This window comes from Mycobacterium colombiense (genome assembly GCF_001953985.1).
Classification (GTDB): domain Bacteria; phylum Actinomycetota; class Actinomycetes; order Mycobacteriales; family Mycobacteriaceae; genus Mycobacterium; species Mycobacterium colombiense_B.
The window spans coordinates 85,278-104,406 of the sequence record NZ_MBEI01000028.1 but is presented as its reverse complement, the minus strand read 5'-3'; the positions used below and the strand labels follow the sequence as shown (position 1 = coordinate 104,406).

General features: G+C 69.4%; 22 protein-coding genes. 18 read left to right on the top strand and 4 right to left on the bottom strand.

The genetic code is table 11. The features are described from left to right. The first annotated feature begins 98 nt into the window (after positions 1 to 98). Genes A5732_RS05360 through A5732_RS05345 form a run of 4 tightly spaced genes read left to right on the top strand, consistent with a single transcriptional unit; the run spans position 99 to position 5,136 of the window. Complete coding sequence (locus A5732_RS05360) at positions 99 to 923, top strand: class I SAM-dependent methyltransferase (RefSeq protein WP_076101223.1); 825 nt, start codon at positions 99 to 101, stop codon at positions 921 to 923. Further along, entirely contained in the window at positions 920 to 2,500 is a 1,581-nt protein-coding gene (locus A5732_RS05355) for a 1,4-alpha-glucan branching protein domain-containing protein (RefSeq protein WP_076101221.1), read from the top strand. The genes A5732_RS05360 and A5732_RS05355 overlap by 4 nt, the downstream gene beginning before the upstream one ends. 13 nt (positions 2,501 to 2,513) lie before the next feature. Next, positions 2,514 to 3,758, top strand: coding sequence for a glycosyltransferase family 4 protein (locus A5732_RS05350; protein WP_076101218.1), 1,245 nt, complete (start codon positions 2,514 to 2,516; stop codon positions 3,756 to 3,758). A 22-nt stretch (positions 3,759 to 3,780) separates the two neighbouring features. Continuing rightward, complete coding sequence (locus A5732_RS05345; RefSeq protein WP_076101215.1) at positions 3,781 to 5,136, top strand: TIGR01777 family oxidoreductase; 1,356 nt, start codon at positions 3,781 to 3,783, stop codon at positions 5,134 to 5,136. Between the two features lie 10 nt (positions 5,137 to 5,146). Here the strand turns inward: A5732_RS05345 and A5732_RS05340 are convergent, their stop codons facing one another. Then, positions 5,147 to 5,830, bottom strand: coding sequence for a phosphodiesterase (locus A5732_RS05340; protein WP_076055346.1), 684 nt, complete (start codon positions 5,828 to 5,830; stop codon positions 5,147 to 5,149). Positions 5,831 to 5,904: 74 nt separating this feature from the next. Further along, positions 5,905 to 6,636: an Rv1815 family serine proteinase gene (locus A5732_RS05335; RefSeq protein ID WP_076101212.1), complete on the bottom strand. Its 732-nt coding sequence runs from the start codon at positions 6,634 to 6,636 to the stop codon at positions 5,905 to 5,907. Between the two features lie 420 nt (positions 6,637 to 7,056). Here A5732_RS05335 and A5732_RS05330 point away from each other — a divergent pair, with 420 nt between their 5' ends. After that, positions 7,057 to 7,488 carry an STAS domain-containing protein gene (locus A5732_RS05330; protein ID WP_076055311.1) on the top strand — a complete coding sequence of 144 codons (432 nt, stop codon included), beginning with the start codon at positions 7,057 to 7,059 and terminating at the stop codon, positions 7,486 to 7,488. Positions 7,489 to 7,512: 24 nt separating this feature from the next. Here the strand turns inward: A5732_RS05330 and A5732_RS05325 are convergent, their stop codons facing one another. Next, the gene (locus A5732_RS05325) at positions 7,513 to 7,701 is read right to left on the bottom strand and encodes a hypothetical protein (protein WP_076101209.1); all 189 of its coding nucleotides are present in this window, start codon (positions 7,699 to 7,701) and stop codon (positions 7,513 to 7,515) included. 160 nt (positions 7,702 to 7,861) lie between these two features. Here A5732_RS05325 and A5732_RS05320 point away from each other — a divergent pair, with 160 nt between their 5' ends. The 13 genes from A5732_RS05320 to A5732_RS05260 all read left to right on the top strand — a co-directional run bounded on the left by A5732_RS05320 (position 7,862) and on the right by A5732_RS05260 (position 17,878). After that, positions 7,862 to 9,046, top strand: a complete 1,185-nt coding sequence (locus tag A5732_RS05320; protein ID WP_081389592.1) for a polyprenyl synthetase family protein — start codon at positions 7,862 to 7,864, stop codon at positions 9,044 to 9,046. Between the two features lie 28 nt (positions 9,047 to 9,074). Then, the gene (crtI, locus tag A5732_RS05315) at positions 9,075 to 10,595 is read left to right on the top strand and encodes a phytoene desaturase family protein (protein ID WP_076055344.1); all 1,521 of its coding nucleotides are present in this window, start codon (positions 9,075 to 9,077) and stop codon (positions 10,593 to 10,595) included. Then, positions 10,592 to 11,545 (top strand): phytoene/squalene synthase family protein, encoded by a 954-nt coding sequence (locus A5732_RS05310; protein ID WP_076101206.1) that lies wholly within the window; start codon positions 10,592 to 10,594, stop codon positions 11,543 to 11,545. Before crtI ends, A5732_RS05310 begins: the two co-directional genes overlap by 4 nt. Continuing rightward, complete coding sequence (locus tag A5732_RS05305) at positions 11,542 to 11,865, top strand: lycopene cyclase domain-containing protein (RefSeq protein WP_065054623.1); 324 nt, start codon at positions 11,542 to 11,544, stop codon at positions 11,863 to 11,865. The genes A5732_RS05310 and A5732_RS05305 overlap by 4 nt, the downstream gene beginning before the upstream one ends. Continuing rightward, complete coding sequence (locus A5732_RS05300; RefSeq protein ID WP_076101203.1) at positions 11,862 to 12,173, top strand: lycopene cyclase domain-containing protein; 312 nt, start codon at positions 11,862 to 11,864, stop codon at positions 12,171 to 12,173. The genes A5732_RS05305 and A5732_RS05300 overlap by 4 nt, the downstream gene beginning before the upstream one ends. Further along, positions 12,160 to 12,879 carry a class I SAM-dependent methyltransferase gene (locus tag A5732_RS05295; RefSeq protein WP_076101201.1) on the top strand — a complete coding sequence of 240 codons (720 nt, stop codon included), beginning with the start codon at positions 12,160 to 12,162 and terminating at the stop codon, positions 12,877 to 12,879. The genes A5732_RS05300 and A5732_RS05295 overlap by 14 nt, the downstream gene beginning before the upstream one ends. Continuing rightward, a complete protein-coding gene (locus A5732_RS05290) occupies positions 12,876 to 14,402 on the top strand; it encodes a hydroxysqualene dehydroxylase (protein ID WP_076101199.1) in 1,527 nt (508 codons plus the stop codon). The genes A5732_RS05295 and A5732_RS05290 overlap by 4 nt, the downstream gene beginning before the upstream one ends. Further along, complete coding sequence (locus A5732_RS05285; protein ID WP_076101197.1) at positions 14,399 to 15,409, top strand: DUF5914 domain-containing protein; 1,011 nt, start codon at positions 14,399 to 14,401, stop codon at positions 15,407 to 15,409. The genes A5732_RS05290 and A5732_RS05285 overlap by 4 nt, the downstream gene beginning before the upstream one ends. A gap of 36 nt (positions 15,410 to 15,445) precedes the next feature. Continuing rightward, positions 15,446 to 15,835 (top strand): DUF2784 domain-containing protein, encoded by a 390-nt coding sequence (locus A5732_RS05280; RefSeq protein WP_076101194.1) that lies wholly within the window; start codon positions 15,446 to 15,448, stop codon positions 15,833 to 15,835. Between the two features lie 320 nt (positions 15,836 to 16,155). Beyond that, positions 16,156 to 16,593 (top strand): hypothetical protein, encoded by a 438-nt coding sequence (locus A5732_RS05275; protein WP_076101192.1) that lies wholly within the window; start codon positions 16,156 to 16,158, stop codon positions 16,591 to 16,593. Then, positions 16,590 to 16,805 carry a DUF2945 domain-containing protein gene (locus tag A5732_RS05270; protein WP_076055294.1) on the top strand — a complete coding sequence of 72 codons (216 nt, stop codon included), beginning with the start codon at positions 16,590 to 16,592 and terminating at the stop codon, positions 16,803 to 16,805. Before A5732_RS05275 ends, A5732_RS05270 begins: the two co-directional genes overlap by 4 nt. Before the next feature lie 32 nt (positions 16,806 to 16,837). After that, positions 16,838 to 17,173: a DUF3140 domain-containing protein gene (locus A5732_RS05265; protein ID WP_076101190.1), complete on the top strand. Its 336-nt coding sequence runs from the start codon at positions 16,838 to 16,840 to the stop codon at positions 17,171 to 17,173. Positions 17,174 to 17,305: 132 nt separating this feature from the next. Next, positions 17,306 to 17,878: a MarR family winged helix-turn-helix transcriptional regulator gene (locus A5732_RS05260; protein WP_076055290.1), complete on the top strand. Its 573-nt coding sequence runs from the start codon at positions 17,306 to 17,308 to the stop codon at positions 17,876 to 17,878. Here the strand turns inward: A5732_RS05260 and A5732_RS05255 are convergent. Further along, positions 17,875 to 19,125, bottom strand: coding sequence for a glycosyltransferase (locus A5732_RS05255; protein WP_076101187.1), 1,251 nt, complete (start codon positions 19,123 to 19,125; stop codon positions 17,875 to 17,877). The genes A5732_RS05260 and A5732_RS05255 overlap by 4 nt on opposite strands. Positions 19,126 to 19,129: the final 4 nt, after the last annotated feature.

The window sequence follows — 19,129 nt, the reverse complement described above, 5'->3', positions numbered from 1 at the left end:
TCGTAGTGCACGTTCTTGCAGCCCGTCCGCCGCTTGAGAAGCGGGGCCCACCTTCCCCGGTTCGCGAATCCGACACTTCGCGTTAGCCTGCCTATGCAATGAGCGCACTGGTCCCCGACGCCCCGCAGCACACCCCCGGCGATACCGCGTCGGCGGGTGACGCGGTGATGATGCTGACGGGCGAGCGCACCATCCCAGGTCTGGACATCGAGAACTACTGGTTCCGCCGCCACGAGGTCGTCTACCAGCGACTTGCCGACCGTTGCGTGGACGCCGACGTGCTCGAGGCCGGCTGCGGCGAGGGCTACGGCGCGGACCTGATCGCCGGGGTCGCCCGCCGCGTCATCGCGGTGGATTACGACGAGGCCGCAGTGGCCCATGTCCGCAGCCGCTATCCCCGGGTGGACGTCATGCAGGCCAACCTCGCGCAGCTGCCGCTGCCGGATGCGTCGGTGGATATTGTGGTCAACTTCCAGGTGATCGAACACCTGTGGGACCAAACACAGTTCGTCGTCGAGTGCGCCCGGGTGCTGCGCCCGTCAGGTCTTTTGCTGATGTCGACGCCCAACCGGATCACCTTCTCGCAGGGCCGCGACACCCCGATCAACCCCTTCCACACCCGGGAGCTCAACGCCGCCGAGCTGACCCAGCTGCTCATCGACGGCGGATTCACCGATGTTTCGGTCAGCGGCCTCTTCCACGGGCCGCGGCTTCGCGAAATGGATGCCCGGCACGGCGGCTCGATCATCGACGCGCAGATCACCCGGGCGGTGGCCGACGCCCCGTGGCCGCCCGAGCTGGCGGCCGATGTCGCCGCGGTCACCACCGGGGACTTCGACCTGGTGGAGGCCGGCGTGGGTGCGGGCACCGGCCAGCACATCGACGACAGCCTCGACCTGATCGCGATCGCGGTAGCGCCGTGAGCGCGCCGCAGAACCGGGTTCCCGGCCTCTTCACCCTGGTTTTGCACACCCACCTGCCCTGGCTGGCCCACCACGGCCGCTGGCCGGTCGGCGAGGAATGGCTGTACCAATCCTGGGCGGCCGCCTACCTGCCGCTGATGCGCGTGCTGCACACGCTGGCCGGCGAGGACCGCCGCGGCGTGATCACGCTGGGCGTCACGCCGGTGGTGAACGCCCAACTCGACGACCCGTACTGCCTGGACGGCATGCATCATTGGCTGGCCAACTGGCGGCTGCGCGGCCTGGAGGCCACCAGCGTGCGGTCCGCGCCGCGCTCGAAGTCGGCCGGCTACCCGTCATGCACGCCGGAAGCATTGCGCGCCTTGGGGATTCGTGAGTCCGCCGAGGCGCAGCGGGCGCTAGACGACTTCGCCACGCTGTGGCGGCACGGCGGCAGCCCGCTGCTGCGCAGCCTGCTCGACGCCGGCACGGTGGAGCTGCTCGGCGGTCCGCTGGCCCACCCGTTCCAGCCGCTGCTGGCGCCGCGGCTGCGCGAGTTCGCGCTGCGCGAGGGCCTGGCCGACGCCGCGCACCGCCTGGCACACCGCCCGGGCGGGATCTGGGCGCCCGAATGCGCGTACGCGCCCGGCATGGAACACGACTATTCGGCCGCCGGCGTCACCCATTTCATGGTCGACGGCCCGTCGCTGCACGGCGACACCGCGCTGGGCCGGCCGGTCGGCGACACCGACGTGGTGGCGTTCGGGCGCGACCTGCAGGTCAGCTACCGGGTGTGGTCGCCGAAATCCGGCTACCCCGGGCACGCCGCGTATCGCGACTTCCACACCTATGACCACCTCACCGGACTCAAACCGGCCCGGGTCACCGGCCGCAACGTGTCCTCGGAGGACAAGGCGCCGTATGACCCCGAGCGCGCCGACCACGCCGTCGACACCCACGTCGCCGACTTCGTCGACGTGGTCCGCAACCGCCTGCTCGCGGAGTCCGAGCGCATCGGGCGACCCGCCCATGTGATCGCCGCCTTCGACACCGAGCTGTTCGGCCACTGGTGGTACGAGGGGCCGACGTGGCTGGAGCGGGTGCTGCGGGCCCTGCCCGAGGCCGGGGTGCGGGTGGGCACGCTGAACGACGCCATCGCCGACGGCTTCGTCGGCAACCCGGTGGCCCTGCCGCCCAGCTCGTGGGGCTCGGGCAAGGACTGGCAGGTCTGGGCCGGCGACCAGGTCGCCGATCTGGTCGCGCTGAACAGCGAAGTCGTCGACATGGCGCTGAGCACCGTCGACAAGGCGCTGTCCCAGACCGCGTCGCTGGACGGGCCCATCCCCCGCGACCACGTCGCCGATCAGATCCTCCGCGAAACGCTGCTCACCGTGTCCAGCGACTGGCCGTTCATGGTGAGCAAGGACTCGGCCGCCGACTACGCCCGCTACCGCGCTCACCTACATGCGCACGCCACCCGCGAAATCGCCGACGCGCTGGCGTCGGGCCGGCGCGACACCGCGCAGCGGCTGGCGGAGGGATGGAACCGCGCCGACGGACTGTTCGGCGCCCTCGATGCCCGCAGGTTGCCCCGATGAGGCGGGCCGCGGCGTGAAAATCCTGATGGTGTCGTGGGAATACCCGCCGGTGGTGATCGGCGGGCTCGGCCGGCACGTGCATCACCTGTCGACCGCGCTCGCCGCCGCCGGTCACGACGTCGTCGTGCTGTCGCGCCGCCCCACCGGAACCGATCCCCGCAGCCATCCGTCGTCCGACCACATCAGCGAGGGTGTCCGGGTGATCGCGGCCGCCCAGGATCCGCACGAATTCACCTTCGGCACAGACATGATGGCGTGGACGCTCGCCATGGGCCACTCCATGATTCGCGCCGGGCTGCCCCTGACAAAGCCGGGCACCAACCGCGCGTGGCGGCCCGACGTCGTGCACGCCCACGACTGGCTGGTGGCCCACCCGGCGATCGCACTCGCCCAATTCTACGATGCGCCAATGGTTTCCACGATCCACGCCACCGAAGCAGGCCGGCATTCCGGCTGGGTGAGCGGCGCGATCAGCCGCCAGGTGCACGCGGTCGAATCCTGGCTGGTGCGCGAATCCGACTCGCTGATCACGTGTTCGGCGTCGATGGCCGACGAGATCACCGAACTGTTCGGGCCCGGCCTGGCCGAGATCACGGTGATCTGCAACGGCATCGAGACCGCGCGGTGGCCGTTCGCGGCGCGCCGGCCGCGCAGCGGGCCGGCCGAACTGCTCTACCTGGGCCGGCTCGAATACGAGAAGGGTGTGCACGACGTCATCGCCGCCCTGCCGCGGATCAGGCGCAGCCACCCCGGCACCACGCTGACCATCGCCGGCGAGGGCACCCAGCAGGGCTGGCTCATCGAGCAGGCCCGTAAACACCGGGTGCTCAAGGCGATCCGGTTCGTCGGGCACCTCGACCACGCCGAGCTGCTGGCCGTCCTGCATCGCGCCGACGCCGCGGTGCTGCCCAGCCACTACGAGCCGTTCGGGATCGTCGCGCTGGAGGCGGCCGCGGCCGGCACTCCCCTGGTGACGTCGGACATCGGCGGCCTGGGCGAGGCGGTGATCAACGGCCAGACCGGGGTGTCGTGCCCGCCGCGCAACGTGGCCCGGCTGGCCGCGGCGGTGCGCACCGTGCTCGACGACCCGCAGGCCGCGCAGCAGCGCGCCCACGCCGCCCGCGAGCGACTCACCTCCGATTTCGATTGGCACACGGTGGCCGACAAGACCGCGCAGGTGTACCTGTCGGCCAAGCGTGGCGTGCGGCAGCCGCAGGCCCGGCTGCCCATCGTCGAACACGCCTTGCCGGACCGGTAGCACTCTCCCTAACGTTTCAGGGATGGGGCTGGACTATTCGAGCGTCGTGGACGCTCCCATCACCGACGTTTTCGATTGGCACGCCAGGCCGGGCGCGTTCGCCCGGCTCTCGCCGCCGTGGCAGCCGATGCGGCTGGTCACCGAGGCGGCCTCACTCAAGGACGGGCGGGCCACGCTGGCGCTGCCCGGGGGTCTGCGCTGGGTCGCCGTCCATCAGCCCGACGGCTACGACCCGCCGCGGCGTTTCGTCGACGCCATCGGCGGCGATGGCCTGGCCGCGCTGCCGGCGCGAATTGCCATGCGCTGGAAGCACACCCACGAATTCGAGGACCTCGGCGGCAACCGCACCAGGGTGATCGACCGGGTCGACACCCCGGTGCCCGCGTCGCTGTTGCGGCCGATGTTCGACTACCGCCATCGGCAGCTGGCCGACGATCTGGCCGCGCACCGGCTGGCCGCCGAGAACGGGCTGCGGCCCCTGACGATCGCCGTCACCGGGTCCTCGGGACTGGTCGGTTCGGCATTGACCGCCTTCCTGCGCACCGGTGGCCACCGGGTGATCCGGCTGGTCCGGCACGCGCCACGCTCTGACGACGAGCGACGATGGGACACAGACGATCCCAACCCCCGGTTGTTCGACGGGGTCGACGCGGTGATCCATCTGGCGGGAGCATCGATCGCCGGCCGGTTCACCGATGAACACCGGCGGGCCGTGCGGGACAGCAGGATTGGGCCGACTCGGCGGCTGGCCGAACTGCTGGCCCGCACCGACCCACGTCCGTCCGTGCTGATCTCGGCGTCGGCGATCGGCTACTACGGATACGACCGGGGCGATGACACCCTGACCGAGGACAGCGATCGCGGCGACGGGTTCCTGGCGGACGTGGTGACCGACTGGGAGGAGGCGACCGCACCCGCGCGGCAGGCCGGGGTGCGGGTGGTGCAGGTGCGCACCGGCATCGTGCAATCGCCGGCCGGCGGCACGCTGAAGCTGATGCGCCCGCTGTTCAGCGCCGGCCTGGGCGGCCGGCTCGGCGACGGGCGGCAATGGCTGTCCTGGATCGGGATCGACGATCTGGTGGACATCTATCACCGTGCGCTGTGGGACGCCACACTCTCGGGTCCGGTGAATGCCGTTGCACCGCAACCGGTTCGCAACAGCGAATACACCGCCGTCCTGGCGCGGGTGCTGCACCGGCCGGCCGTGCTGCCGGTGCCGGCACTCGGCCCGCGGTTACTGCTGGGCGATCAGGGCGCCCGCGAACTGGCGTGCGCGAGCCAGCGCGTTGCCCCCGCCGCGCTCGCCGCCGCCGGACACCGGTTCCGTCAGCCGGGCCTCGACGCGGCGCTGCGTCATTTGTTGGGGCGCACCGGCTGATGGACAACGGCTACTCTTCGGCATCTCTGCCCTCGCGGCTGTGCTGATAGGCGCGGGCGCGCAGATCGGCCAACCACCGGGGGTGCAAACTCAGGCCGGGCGCCGTGTTGAGCACCGGGTCGAAGGACACGTCGTGGTCGCGTTCGGGATCGAGTGCGGCGGTCAGCGTGATGCGGGCCAGGGGTGTGAAATGGCCGCTGCCGCAGGCTTGGTCGAGTGTCACCTCGATGTTGCTGCGCTCGAGCTTTGACCGGACACTGTCCAGGGACAAGCCCGAGCCGCCGATCTCGCTCGAGGTCCGGGCCCGCAGCCACCAATTGTTGCCCTGATAGTGCAACGGCATCAGCGTGGTCAGGGTCTGGCCATTCCAGGATGTGGCGGGCCGGAGCGCAACCGCGCGGGACAGCACCCCCGACCCGGACGAGACAAGCAGGATGTCCCACGGCTTGTCCGCGGGCTGGGGGGTGGGCAGCCGGACGGCCAACCCGATGAAGTCGGGTAGCGCCCCTGGCGTCCCGGTGGCCTTGGACACGCGCGCAACAATCTCCGAGGATGCGATCGGCAAGCCCTGCGCCGGAGGGGCGACGCGTTCGATGTAACCCTCCGCCAGCACCCCGATCGGATGGAAGAACCGTTTGCCCCGGATCGCGGAGCCCCACTGAAACGGCAGCGCCACAAGTTCGAAAACGTTCACCGGCGGCGGATTCCCATTCTGGGCCGGGGGAAACAAGGCGTGCGGCACCGTCGCGCTGCGGCTCTGCGGGAAAATTACGGCGACGCAGAACCGCTTGTGCGCCAGCCGATCATTCGCAGACCGGGCGGGGGCTGCTGCGGGCTGTAGGTGTGGCTGTCGATATAGACCTGTGCCATGACGGCCTGCCACGACTCGATCTGGGGCGAGGATCGCCACGTGCCCTCGACCAGTCCGACGATCACGGCATTGTTGTCGGCGGTCAACGTGTACACCGGACCGCCGAAGTCCCGGCTGTCGGCGGCCATGTCGGTGATGGTGAAGCGGCCGTTGCTTACCGAGCTGACCGACCCGCATCGTTGGCCGCTCGCGCGCAGCTGGCACACGGGCATCCCGGTCTGGGCGCGCACTCCGGGTGCGGAACCCAGATGGCGCCCCGTCGGCAGCACATCGCTGGGCGTCAGCTCCGGAGCGATCGCGATGACCTCGTATTCCACCGGCAGCATCGAGGTGTCCGCGGTGGAGTCCGCGTCGACCTGGCGGCGGCCGAGGACAACGTTGCCGATCGGTTTGCGGTCACGGTCGGTCACCACCGACTGGCCGCCATCGCATTGGCCGCTGGTCATCGCGACCCGTAGCCGCGGCTCGACCAGGCCCACCATGCAGACGGTGTTGCCTTGGCGGATCTCCATTCCGGGAAACACAGTGTTGCCCGGGTCGGCGACGGCCTGGCCCGGTGCGGTAAACAGCATCGTCGTGACTGCGGATGCGATCGCCAGCCGGCACCACCGGCGTCCGAGGTCTTCCATTGGGACGCATCACCCCTCACGTCCATCAGGGGGTTCACTGCGTTTTGTTGTTGTACACGCGCATACCCGCGTCCGATGGAGCCAAACCGCTGTTGAGCCCGGCCGGTAAGCGAACAGGCGTTGGTTGCCAAAAGGCCGGAAAACGAAGACCTGGCCGTCTACACCCGTCGGACCGCGTAGGAAAGCGCTGGTCGCGCTCGCGTGGTGTTCGCGGCGCGGCCTGGGGTGTTTCGGAATGTCGGTATCTGGGCGCTCACCTCGGCGGTAAGCTGCCGAAAGGTTGAGTTCACAGCTGCGTCTTTACGGGAGCGGTGTGCAAAACACTGTTCACTCCCTTCTCACCATCCGATAGGCGCTCTCATGACCGCTATTCGCTCCGCAAATTCCGCGGACCCACATGACCCCACCCGGTGCCGGTACATGGCTCACTTCGACAGGGCACACCTGTTCGTCCATGCGCGCAGTCTCGGCACGGTCCTACGCGTCGACGGCGAGATCGACGCCTCGAACGCGAAGGACCTCACCCACGCGATCCGAAACTTCGCCCGCCTCAAGACTCCCCTGGTCCTTGACCTCAGTCATCTGAGCTTCATCAGCGTGGAGGGGTTTCGGGCGCTGCTGTCCCTCAACGACGAATTCCGCAAGGCGCGCGTGTACTGCGGAGTGGTCGGCGGCGCGGCCGTTCGCCCCCTGTTGCGGATCGTGCATCACAACGGGCTGTCGATCGCCGGTTCGGTGCCCGAGGCGTTCCAGAACCTGGAAGACATCCTGCGAGCGCGACGACAGTTCCTCTCCGATCTGGCCCGGCCACGACCGACTCAGGCCCGAACCACGCACAGCGCCGCGTCGTGATATTCGGCTAACCCCGTGCGGTGGTCAGGATTTCGGCGCCTCGTCCAATTCGTCCTTGAAGCACCGCAGCGCGTCGATCAGCGCGGCGAAAACCCGGTGTGCGGCGGTCAGGTCCGCATCGGTTAGACCGGCGAGCGCGACGCGAGTGTGCGCGTTCAGCGGACTGAAGAACAACCGGGCGGTGGCCAGCCCGGATTCATCGTTGCGCAACACGACTTTTCGGCGGCCGTCGGGGTGATTGTCGCGGCGGTGCAGTTCATTAAATTAATGTTTAAGTTATTTAACAAGGTGGTATGTCGTAGCGGTGGGCGCAAGGGAGCGTCTGACGGTCAGCGCTGTGGTTTTGCCCGCCTTATCGGCGGGTATGACGCGGGTGTTTGGGCCGGACGGGGCTGGGCATGCCCAGCCGTCCGGGAGGGAGCGCTTGGGCACTATGAGAGCTTTGTCGTTTTCACCGGCCACGGCGTCGCCGCCGGTGGCGATCGGTTGGCTGAGCGCTGACGATTTCGAAGCATGGCGGTCGAACGTGCGACGCACGGTGCTGGGCGATGTCGTCGATTTCATCGTCGCGCGGCGCGTCGGCGAACTGGATGATGCGCGCATCGATGCCGCCGGCGACATCCTGGTTCAGTTCGTTTCCGGCGGTAAATGCCTGCGGTCGACGTTCGTGTACCTGGGCTGGCTGTGCGGCGCGCCGCCCGACGACGCGGCCCTGCGGGCCGCGGCCAGTTTCGAGTTGGTGCACGCCTTCGCGTTGCTGCAAGACGACGTCATGGACGGTTCCGACCAGCGGCGCGGCCGCCCGTCGGCGCATCGGCAGTTCGGCCAGTGGCATCGCGAGCGCGGATTGTGCGGCTCGTCGCGGCGATTCGGTGAATCCGCCGCCATTCTGCTGGGCGACCTTTGCCTCATCTGGGCCGAACAGATGCTGCGCGACAGCGGCGTCGAACCCCGGCGTCTGCAACGCGCGTGGCCACGCTATGACGCCATGCGCACCGAGCTCGCCGTCGGGCAATTCGCCGACCTGACCAACGATGCGCGTCAGATGCCTCGGCTGGAAGCCGTGCTCGATGTGGCGCGGCGCAAGTCGGGGAACTACACGGTGCGCCGGCCGCTGGAGATCGGCGCCGCCATGGGCGAGTGCGACGATCGGACGCTGTCCCAACTGGGCCGCTATGGCGCCGCCGTCGGCGAGGCATTCCAGCTACGCGACGACGTGCTCGGCGTTTTCGGCTCGCCGGCGGTGACGGGCAAGCCCAGCGCCGGCGATCTGCTGGAGCGCAAGGCGACCAGCGTCGTGGTCGCCGCCCACCAGCTGGCCGATGCGCCGATCCGGCGTGAACTCATCGAGCTCGCGGAGCGTGAAACCCTCGACGGGAACGCGATCGACCGGTGGAAAGCGCTGATCGTCGAGACGGGAGCGGTGCAGCTGATCGAGGAGATGATCGGCGACCGCGTCGCTTCCGCGCGCGACCACCTCACCGACCTGCCGATCGACGAGCCGGTTCGTACCGCGCTGGCCGAAATGGCGGGTGTCTGCACGGATCGCGCTGAATGAGCAGCACCGACCGGGGAGCCTGTTGATCATGCGGACCATCGAGGGGCGCGGAGATCACGTGGTGGTGGTCGGCGCCGGCCTGGCCGGACTTTCCGCGGCGCTGCACCTGGCCGGCCGCGGGCGCGCGGTGACGGTGGTGGAGCGCGAGCAGTGGCCGGGCGGGCGGGCCGGTCGTCTCGACATCGACGGCTACCGGATCGACACCGGGCCGACGGTGCTCACCATGCCGGACATCATCGACGAGACACTCGCGGCCGTGGGCGAGCGACTGCGGGACCGCATGGAGCTGTTGACGCTCGACCCGGCCTACCGCGCCGTGTTCGCCGACGGCAGTGCGCTGGACGTGCACAGTGACGAGAACCGGATGGCCGACGCCGTCGCAGAGTTCGCTGGCTTCGGGCAGGCAGCGGGATACCGGCGGCTCCGGAAGTGGTTGACGCGGTTGTACCGCACCGAATTCGACGGCTTCATCGCCGCGAACTTCGATTCCCCGCTGTCGCTGCTCACCCCGCAGTTGGCGCAGCTGACCGCGATCGGCGGCTTCCGCAAGTGGGACCGGATGGTCAAGCGGTACATCAGCGACCCACGGTTGCGGCGGATCTTCACCTTCCAGTCGCTGTACGCCGGCGTGGCGCCGCGCGACGCGCTGGCGGTGTACGCGGTGATCGCCTACATGGACACGATCTCGGGCGTGGTGTTTCCGCGCGGGGGCGTGCGCGCGCTGCCCGACGCACTGGCCGCGGCCGCCGCCGGCGCCGGCGTCCGATTCTGTTACGGCGCAACGGTTACCGCGCTCGAACGCGCCGGCGGCCGGGTCAGCGCGGTGGTGACCGAGCAGACCGGGCGCATCGCCTGCGACGCGGTGGTGCTGACCACCGAGCTGCCGCAGACCTACGCGCTGCTGGGCCGCACACCGCGTCGCGCGGTGCGGCTGCGGCCCTCGCCCTCGGCCGTCGTCGCGCACCTGGGTTGTCCCGCCGTCGCATCGGGGACGGCCCACCACACCATCCTGTTCGGCGAGGCATGGGATCAGACATTCACCGACATCGTCGACGACGGAAAACTCATGAGCGACCCGTCCCTGTTGGTCACCCGGCCGACGGCCAGCGACCCGACCGTGGCCCCCGAGGGACGTGACCTGCTCTACGTGCTCGCGCCGGCGCCGAACCTCGAGCGGGGCACCATCGACTGGGCCAATACCGGCGGCGCCTACGTCGAGGACATGATCTCGCACGTCGCCGACCGGCTGCTACCCGGTTTGCCGCAAGACGCAACGGTTTTGGGTGTCGTCACACCGGTCGACTGGGCGCGGCAGGGCATGGCGGCCGGCAGTCCGTTCGCGCTCGCCCACACGTTCGGTCAGACGGGCCCGTTCCGGCCGGGCAACATGGTGCGTGGCATCGACAATGCCGTGCTCGCAGGGTCTTCCACGGTGCCCGGCGTCGGCGTGCCGACCACGCTGATCTCCGGGCGGCTCGCCGCCGACCGCGTTACCGGCACCACCACGCGATCGGCCGCGCACATCGACATGAAGGCGGGGCTGCCGTGATGCGCGGCGAGTTGACCGCGGCCGGAATCGCCGATCCGCGGCTGCGCGACGGATACCGGCGATGCCGCGAACTCAATGCCGCCCATGGCCGCACCTTCTTCCTGGCCACCCGGCTGCTCGCGCCCGACCAGCGGCCCCCGGTGCACGCGCTGTACGGCTTCGCCCGTTACGCCGACGACATCCTCGACGTCCTCGACCCGCAGGTCGGCGCCGACGCCCGAGGCCTACGGCTGCAGCAGCTCGCGGAGCGCTTCTTCTCCGACGGAGCGCATCTGGAGGATCCGCTGGTCGCCGCGGTCACCGACACCGTGCGGCGCTACCGGATCAGCGCGGATCTGTTCGAGGACTTCCTGGCTTCGATGCGGATGGACCTCACGGTCACCGACTATCCCGACCGCAACGCCCTCAACCACTACATGCGGGGCTCCGCGGAAGCCATTGGGCTGCAAGTGCTTCCGATATTGGGCACCGTCACGCCGGTGCAGGAAGCCGCGCCGTACGCCGCGGCCCTGGGCCGGGCGTTTCAGCTGACGAATTTCCTGCGCGACGTCGATGAGGACCTGCAGCGCGGCCGGGTCTACCTGCCGGCCGACGAACTGGCCGCCGACGGCGTCGACCGAGAGCTGCTGATGTGGTGCCACGCGCAGCGCCGCACCGATCCACGGGTGCGCCGCGCCCTGATCGCCCAGCACGAAATCGCTTGGCAGACCTACCGATTCGCCACGAGCGGAATCGACACGCTCGCCCGCCGCTCGCGACCATGCGTGGCGACCGCGGCGGCTCTGTATTCAGAGATCTTGGACTGCATCGAAAGAAGCGACTTCGCGGTGTTCGATCACCGGGCCACCGTCGGGACGGCGCGACGGCTACGGGTCGCCGGCGCGGGGCTGATACGGTCGTGGCGGGCGCGAAACAGCGCACGGGGCGTTCGTCAATCGGGGGCCGCATGAGCGATCGGTGGCAATACCTGGCGGTGCTCGCCGCATGCCTGGTGATCACCGCTCCGCTGGAAATCTTCGGCCCCGGCGTGTACCGGCAGTGGCGGCGGGTCATCAAGGCGGTCGTGCCGGTTGCGGCGGTCTTTTTGGTCTGGGATGAGATCGCAGTGGCCGCGCACGTGTGGACCTACGACCGCAACTATCTGTGCGGCCTGAGCATCCCGTTCCGGGTGCCAATCGAAGAGGTGCTGTTCTTCCTCGTCATCCCGGTGTGCGCGTTGCTGACCTACAACGCCGTGACCACCATCCTGGAAAAGGTGCATCGGCGATGACCGGCGTCGGCTACGCCCTGCCGGCCGCGCTGGCGGTATTGCTGGTCTTCGCACTGGAATTGGCGGTGCTGCGAACCGGGCTCTTCCGGCGGCCGGCGTACTGGCTGTCGATGCTGATCGTGCTCGGGTTCCAGATCCCGGTTGACGGGTGGCTGACCAAACTCAGCTCCCCCATCGTCAGCTACGACGATCGGCAGCTGAGCGGCGTGCGGTTCCCGTTCGACATCCCGGTCGAAGATTTTCTGTTCGGCTTCGCGTTGGTCACCGCGGTGCTGCTGCTGTGGGAACGGCAACGTGCGCGTCGGTGACGCGGGGCCCGGCGAGTTGGCGGCCGCGTTCGACGCGGGTGCGCCGGCCTACGATCGCCTGGTCGGCGCCAGCCCCGGCTACCACGCTCAGCTGTCCCTGTCGGCCCGGCGGATGCGGATTCCCGGCGGCGGCAAGGGATTACGGTTGCTCGACGCCGGGTGCGGCACGGGTGCCTCGACGGCCGCGCTGCTCGCCGTCGCGCCCGAGGCCGACATCGTCGCCGTGGACGCCTCGCGCGGGATGCTCGACGCGGCGCGTGCGAAGGACTGGCCCGCCTCGGTGCGCTTCGTCCACACCCCGGTCGAACAACTGGCCGAGCACGGGATCACCGGGCCGTTCGACGGCATCCTGGCCGCCTACCTGATCCGCAACGTCGCCGACCGCGACGCACAGCTGCGCAAGTTCCGCGAGCTGTTGCGGCCGGGCGGCACGCTGGCGGTGCACGAATATTCGGTGCGCGACTCCCCCGCGGCCACCCGCATCTGGCACGCCGTGTGCTGGGGCATCATCATCCCCGCCGGGTGGTGGCGCACCCGCGACACGGGGCTGTACCGCTACCTGTGGCGCAGCGTGCTGGCATTCGACGGCGCCGCGCGCTTTCGGGCTCGGCTCGCCGACGCCGGCTTCACCGCGGTGCACAGTGAAACGATGCCCGGCTGGGAAGCCAACATCGTGCACACCTTCCTGGCGGATGCGCCGCGATGAGCGCCGACCGGCATCGCCGAACCTTCGCCGCGCCAACGGGATTGCCCGACGCCGACGCGCTGGAATCGCGCCCGCGGGTGGCCGTCGTCGGCGGCGGGATCGCCGGGCTGAGCGCCGCCACCGGGCTGGCCGAGCGCGGCGTCGCCGTCCAGGTCATCGAAAGCGAGCCCTATCTGGGCGGCCGGGTGGGCGGGTGGACCGAGCGGGACGGCGGCGCCGAGCTCGCGATGAACCGCGGCTTCCACGCGTTCTTCCGGCAGTACTACAACCTGCGCGCCCTGCTGGAGAGGATCGACCCGCAATTGCGGATGCTGACCCCCGTCGAGGATTACCCGCTGATCGACGGGGCGGGCCGGCGCGACAGCTTCCGCGGGCTGCCGCGCACCCCACCGTGGAACGCCGTGGTCTTCGCGGCGCGCAGTCCCACGTTCCGGCTTCGCGACTTCACCCGCATCGACGCCCGCGCGGCCGCACCGCTGGCCGCCGTATCGGTGCCCGGCACCTACCAGCGCCTGGATGACACCGATGCCGCGACGTTCCTCAAAGACATCCGATTCCCCGAGGCGGCAAGGCATCTGGCGTTCGAGGTGTTCTCCCGCAGCTTCTTCGCCGACCCCGCCCAGCTTTCCGCGGCCGAGCTGGCGACCATGTTTCACATCTACTTCCTGGGGTCCTCCGAAGGCCTGATCTTCGACGTGCCGTCGGCGAACTACGACGGCGCGCTCTGGCAGCCGTTGCGCGGCTATCTCGAAGGGCAAGGCGTGCGGTTCCGGCTCGCCACCAAGGTCCTGCGCATCGACGCGGAGCCGGCGAAGACCTTTCGGGTGCACACCGATTCCGACGACCACCCCGACGTCGACGCCGTCGTATTGGCCACCGACATCGCGGGTTTGCAGCGGATCGTTGCGGCGTCCAGCGACCTGGGCACCGACGACTGGCGCGCCCAGATAGCGCGGCTGCGCACCGCGCCGCCGTTCGCCGTGCACCGGCTGTGGCTCGACCGCCCGGTCGCGGCGCACCGGCCGGCGTTCCTGGGCACGGCCGGCCACGAACCGCTCGACAACATCAGCGTGCTGGAGCGCTACGAACGCGAGGCGCGCGACTGGGCCGCCGCGCACCGCGGTTCGGTCGTCGAGTTGCACTCGTACGCATTGGATTCCGCGCCGTCGCGCGCCGCCGCGCTACGACAACTGCACCGGGTGTATCCCGAAACCGCCGCGGCACAGATCGTCCACGAGAAGCTGCTGCATCGCAGCGACTGTCCGCTGTTCTCGCCCGGCTCCTATCCCCACCGGCCCCCGATCATCACGCCCACGCCGGGCCTGCTGCTGGCCGGCGACGCCATCCGCATCGACCTGCCGGTGGCACTGATGGAGCGGGCCGCAACAACCGGCTGGTGCGCCGCCAACCGACTCCTGCAACGATGGGGTTTAGCCGGACACCCGTTGGCCACGGTACCCACCCAAGGCCGGTCACCACTGCTGCGATGGCTTGCCGCCCGCGAAAGAGCCAGCCGATCATGAAGATTCGCGATCAGCTTCAGCAACGCCTGTCCGCCGTGCGGGCCAAAGATTGGCCGCTGCAGGTGATCCCGCGCACGTCATGGGCAGATCAGCGCCCGACGTACCGCGACGCACAGCCCGCCATCATCGAGGGCGCGCTGCAGCGCGCCCAGCGCAAGCCCACCGGCAACTGGTACGCCTTCGCCGCCAGCGACCGGGTGCCCGGGGGGCGGCCCTTCGGCACGCGCGTCGCCGGTGTCGACGTCGTCGCCTGGCGTGACGAACAGGGCCGGCTGTGCGTGGGGCCGCGCAGTTGTCCCCATTTGGGCGCCGACCTCGCGACCGGCACCGTGCACCGGGGCGCGCTGATCTGCCGGTGGCACGGGCTGACGCTGGACGGCCACACTCGCGAGTTCGGCTGGAGCCCGCTGCCCAGTCACGACGACGGGGTGCTCGCGTGGGTGCGGCTCGACACGGTGGGCAAGGAGCAACCGCTGGACCGGCCGGTGCTTGGGCAACGGCCGACCGGCGACACCCTGAGCGCGGTCGCCCGCATGGAGGGGGTGTGCGAGCCGAGCGACATCATCGCCAACCGGCTCGATCCCTGGCACGGCGCGTGGTACCACCCCTACTCGTTCACCCGGCTCGACGTGCTCACGACGCCCACCGAACAGGTCGACCGATTCCTGGTGGCGGTGACATTCCGGATGGGACGCCTGGGGGTGCCCGTCGTCGCGGAATTCAGCTGCCCGGAGGCACGCACCGTCGTCATGCGGATCGTGGACGGCGAGGGAACCGGCAGCGTCGTCGAAACCCACGCGACGCCAATGGGTTCGGGCCCCGACGGCCGGCCCCGCACCGCCGTCCTGGAGGCCACCATCGCGCATTCGGACCGGCCCGGCTTCGCACACGCCTCCCGGGCAGAACGGCTGATCACACCCGTCATGCGCTATGCGGCCACCAAACTCTGGCGCGACGACCTCGCCTACGCCGAACGCCGCTACCACGTCCGCGCCGGACTCGCGTAGCCGGGCGCCGAGCGCCGCGCGTGGAAGAATTCAACCGTGCGCAAGCCTTACGTCGCTGTCGTCGCGGTGACCGTCGGCGCACATTTGGCATACCTGCTGTACGTGCCGAGCGGGGGCTTCCTGGCGTTGCGCTGGCCGAGGACCATCGTGCTGCACGTGCCGGCGGTTGCCTGGGGCGTCGCCGTCGTGGTGCTCGGGCTGCGCTGCCCGTTGACGTCGGTGGAATCGTGGGCGCGCCGCCGCGCGGGGATGGATCCGCTGCCCACGTCCGGATTCATCGACCGTTACGTGACGGGATGTTTCGTGCCGTCCGGCCGCGTCGGCGCCGCGCAGGCGCTCGCGTTCACCGCCGCCGCCGTCTCATGGGGTGTATTCGCCCGCCGGGGCGTTGGCCGCTTCAGCCGCGGCATGCCGACCACCGGTTGACCTCCGCCGCACCACCCAGAGCACACCACCCACCAGCAGGACCGCCAGGACGATCACGGCGGGCCACATGGCCACCTGCGCAAGCCACAGACGTCGTTGCAGGCGCAGTACTTTGCGCTCCGCGCGCCCGAGGCGCCGGGAAGTCTCGATCACAGTCATCGTCACACCAGATACCCGGGGCGCACTCGTTCAAACCGCCTGGCCGCGCCGCGCACAGCTCCCACCAAACTCTTAACCATTCACTTTATGAATCGCTGATTCCGGCGATTCGGTGACCCTCACGGCGGGAATGCCATAGGCCAGCGCGGGGGAGGAATGCGATGAGTGACGGAGCGAGTGCCGACTTTGACGGCGTCGCGCAGGCGGTAGGGCGAGTGACCGAGGCGCTGGAAACCATCGAGCGTGCCCGCGGGCATTTGTATTCCTTCCACCAGCTCACCGGTCGCGCCGACCTGCAACTCGACGAGGCGGTGGCGCAGCTGGACGACATCGGCCAGGCCGAGCTGGCGCGACACATCAGTAGCGAGCTGATCGGACGCAATGTCTTGGCCGGCCGGTGGAGCTTTCAGGTCGTCGAGGAGTATGACGACGGCTACTACCGCTGCTTCAAGGAGACCGAACAGCTGGTGCGGACCCGACTCACCGACGGTCGCCGCCATGTCCACGAGATGGCACTGAAACAGCGCCGCCGCACCGCCGGCCACCCGGCCCACACCGCGTCCCCCAGTGATGAATCGGCGAAAGGCGACTCCCGATGAGCGACAATGAATTCAACAAGGGCGACAAGGTCGAGTGGCAAAGCCACGGCACCACGGTCCGGGGCACGGTCGAAGGCAAAATCACCTCGGACACCGAAGCCGCCGGACGCACGGTGCGGGCGTCCAAGGACGAGCCGCAGTACAGGGTGCGCAGCGACAAGACGGGCGCGGACGCGGTGCACAAGCCGGATGCGCTGCGCCGCGCAAAGTGATTCGCGTGAACGCCGATCCACGAGGACTGACCATGACCGATGACCAACAAACCACCTGGGATCGCTTCCGCGACACCGTCAACATGACAGCACGCGAGCTGGAAAAGTGGCTCGGCACCGAGGAATCCAAGAGCGTCGGCCAAAAGCAGGACGGTGACGAGTCAACCGGCCACGCCAGTGGCCGGCACATCGTCGAGATACTCAGGGCCAAACGTGCCGACCTCACCGACGCCGACTACGCGCACATGCGAAAGGTGGTCGGCTACGCCAAACGCCACCTGGCGCAACGCCCGGACGGCAAGATCGACGACAGCCCGTGGCGATACTCGTTGATGAACTGGGGCCACGACCCGGCGAAGTCCCGATAGCGCCCGCCGGCCGCGGCTGAGCCGCCGCGGGGTGCCGTAGGCTGATGGCCACCAATCGCACCGGGAACACTGCGGGCGTGTTTGCTCTCAGTGTTGGCCCGCCGGCGTATCTTGCAAGAAGGATGCGGGTAAGTGACCAAGCGCGCCGCCGCTGACCGGCGATTAGACCGGGCCGAACTCGAGAAATTGATGTCGGCCGACATGCGCGCGATCACAGCGCAGTCCGACCGCATCGGCCGGCACTTCGCCCGCCAGAACGACGTCAGCGGCACCGATTTCCACGCGCTGCTGCACATCATGGTCGCCGAAACCGCCGGAGAACCGTTGACCGCGGCACAGCTGCGACGGCGCATGGACGTGTCACCGGCCGCGATCACCTATCTCGTCGATCGCATGATCGACGCCGGTCACGTCCGGCGCGAACCCGATCCCCAGGACCGGCGCAAGACGCTGCTCCGCTACGAGAAGCCGGGGATGGCCCTGGCCCGGTCGTTTTTCACTCCCCTTGGCGCCGAACTACATACCGCGCTGGCCGACCTACCCGATCGCGACCTGGCGGCGGCACATCGGGTGTTCACGTCGATGATCGAGGCCATGGCGAGCTTCGAATCCCGACTCGTCGCACCAACTCCGAAAGCGGCCGCGCCCGAACCGAAGCGCGCGACGGCGAAAACCCGCCGCAGCCCGGTGAAACGCGGCGTCTAGTGGACCGGCCTCTCGGCCGCGCAGCCCAGTAGCCGCTGCTCGATCAGGTCGGCACCGCGGGCCACGCCCCCCGTCGCGGCGAATCCGGCCGCCACCCGGTGCGCACCGCCGGCCATCTTCATCGCCTCGCGCACCTTGGCCCTCAGCCGCGCCGCGGTGAGCTTTTTCGCGGCCAGGCGGGTGCCGCAGCGGGCAACCTCGACCCGCCGCGCCACCTCGGCCTGGTCACGCGCGAACGGCACGACGCAGACCGGCACGCCGCGATCGAGGGCCTTCAGCGTCGTGCCCATCCCGCCGTGCGTGACGGCGCAGCTGGCCTTGGCGAGGATGGCCGAGTGCGGCACGAAACGGCATACGGTCGCGTTCGCCGGGCGCGGCAGATCGGCGGGTACACCGGCCGGGAACGTCGCCACCACATGAACGTCCTCGCCGACCAGCGCGCGCAACGCGATTCGCCCCAGGGCCTCGTCCGCCTGCCGCAGCGAGGAGGTGTTCACCAGCACCATCGGGCGGTCGATGGCGTCGATCCACTCCGGTGTTGCCGTCGGCGTGGGCTCGAATACGCAAGCGCCGATGTGGTGCACCAGACCGGCCCAGCCGGGGTGCGGGTACTCGAACGGCTCGCCACCCACGGCCAGCACCAGGGGGGCGCGCCGCATGAAGGCGTCCACCGATGTCACCGGGGGCACACCCAGCTCAGCACGAATGGCGTTGATGCGCGGTAACATTGGCCGGTCGAACACGTGCCTGACGATGGGCCGCACCCCGGCGTCCCGGATGCCGCCGGCGATGCCCGGCAGTGGACGCATTCCGGGACCGAACGGCGGCACGCCGCGGGAGCGCAAATATGGGGTGAACGGCGAGAAGAGCAGCCACGGAATGTCGCCGGCGTCCGCCGCCGACAAGGCGCCCCAGCAATTCGCATCCACGATGACCGCATCCGGTCGGATCGCGTCCACCGCCCGCCGAAAGTCGCCGATCTCCAGCACCGCCCGCCGGCACAGCACGTCGATCGATAATCTCAGCACTGCCAGAGCGTTTCGCGCCTGCCAGTCGTTGCCGGCGATAGCCTCGATGTCCGGGTCGACCGACTCGGCGTGCACGCCGACTGATCGCATCGCCGGCACGCCGGCCGACATGGTGCGCAGATGAACGTCATGGCCTCGCTGCACCAGCTCGGCCAGCAGGGCCCCCGTCGGCAGCAGATGGCCCAGGGCCGGCGAACCGTACGCCAAGATGACGGCCACGTCG

Bases quoted from the DNA above. Each gene is read 5' to 3' on its own strand.
- A5732_RS05275 (WP_076101192.1), top strand. From the start codon at position 16,156: ATGAGTGACGGAGCGAGTGCCGACTTTGACGGCGTCGCGCAGGCGGTA.
- A5732_RS05300 (WP_076101203.1), top strand. From the start codon at position 11,862: ATGACCGGCGTCGGCTACGCCCTGCCGGCCGCGCTGGCGGTATTGCTG.
- A5732_RS05345 (WP_076101215.1), top strand. From the start codon at position 3,781: ATGGGGCTGGACTATTCGAGCGTCGTGGACGCTCCCATCACCGACGTT.
- A5732_RS05285 (WP_076101197.1), top strand. From the start codon at position 14,399: ATGAAGATTCGCGATCAGCTTCAGCAACGCCTGTCCGCCGTGCGGGCC.
- A5732_RS05360 (WP_076101223.1), top strand. From the start codon at position 99: ATGAGCGCACTGGTCCCCGACGCCCCGCAGCACACCCCCGGCGATACC.
- A5732_RS05265 (WP_076101190.1), top strand. From the start codon at position 16,838: ATGACCGATGACCAACAAACCACCTGGGATCGCTTCCGCGACACCGTC.
- A5732_RS05335 (WP_076101212.1), bottom strand. From the start codon at position 6,636: ATGGAAGACCTCGGACGCCGGTGGTGCCGGCTGGCGATCGCATCCGCA.
- A5732_RS05330 (WP_076055311.1), top strand. From the start codon at position 7,057: ATGGCTCACTTCGACAGGGCACACCTGTTCGTCCATGCGCGCAGTCTC.
- A5732_RS05270 (WP_076055294.1), top strand. From the start codon at position 16,590: ATGAGCGACAATGAATTCAACAAGGGCGACAAGGTCGAGTGGCAAAGC.
- A5732_RS05305 (WP_065054623.1), top strand. From the start codon at position 11,542: ATGAGCGATCGGTGGCAATACCTGGCGGTGCTCGCCGCATGCCTGGTG.
- A5732_RS05290 (WP_076101199.1), top strand. From the start codon at position 12,876: ATGAGCGCCGACCGGCATCGCCGAACCTTCGCCGCGCCAACGGGATTG.
- crtI (WP_076055344.1), top strand. From the start codon at position 9,075: ATGCGGACCATCGAGGGGCGCGGAGATCACGTGGTGGTGGTCGGCGCC.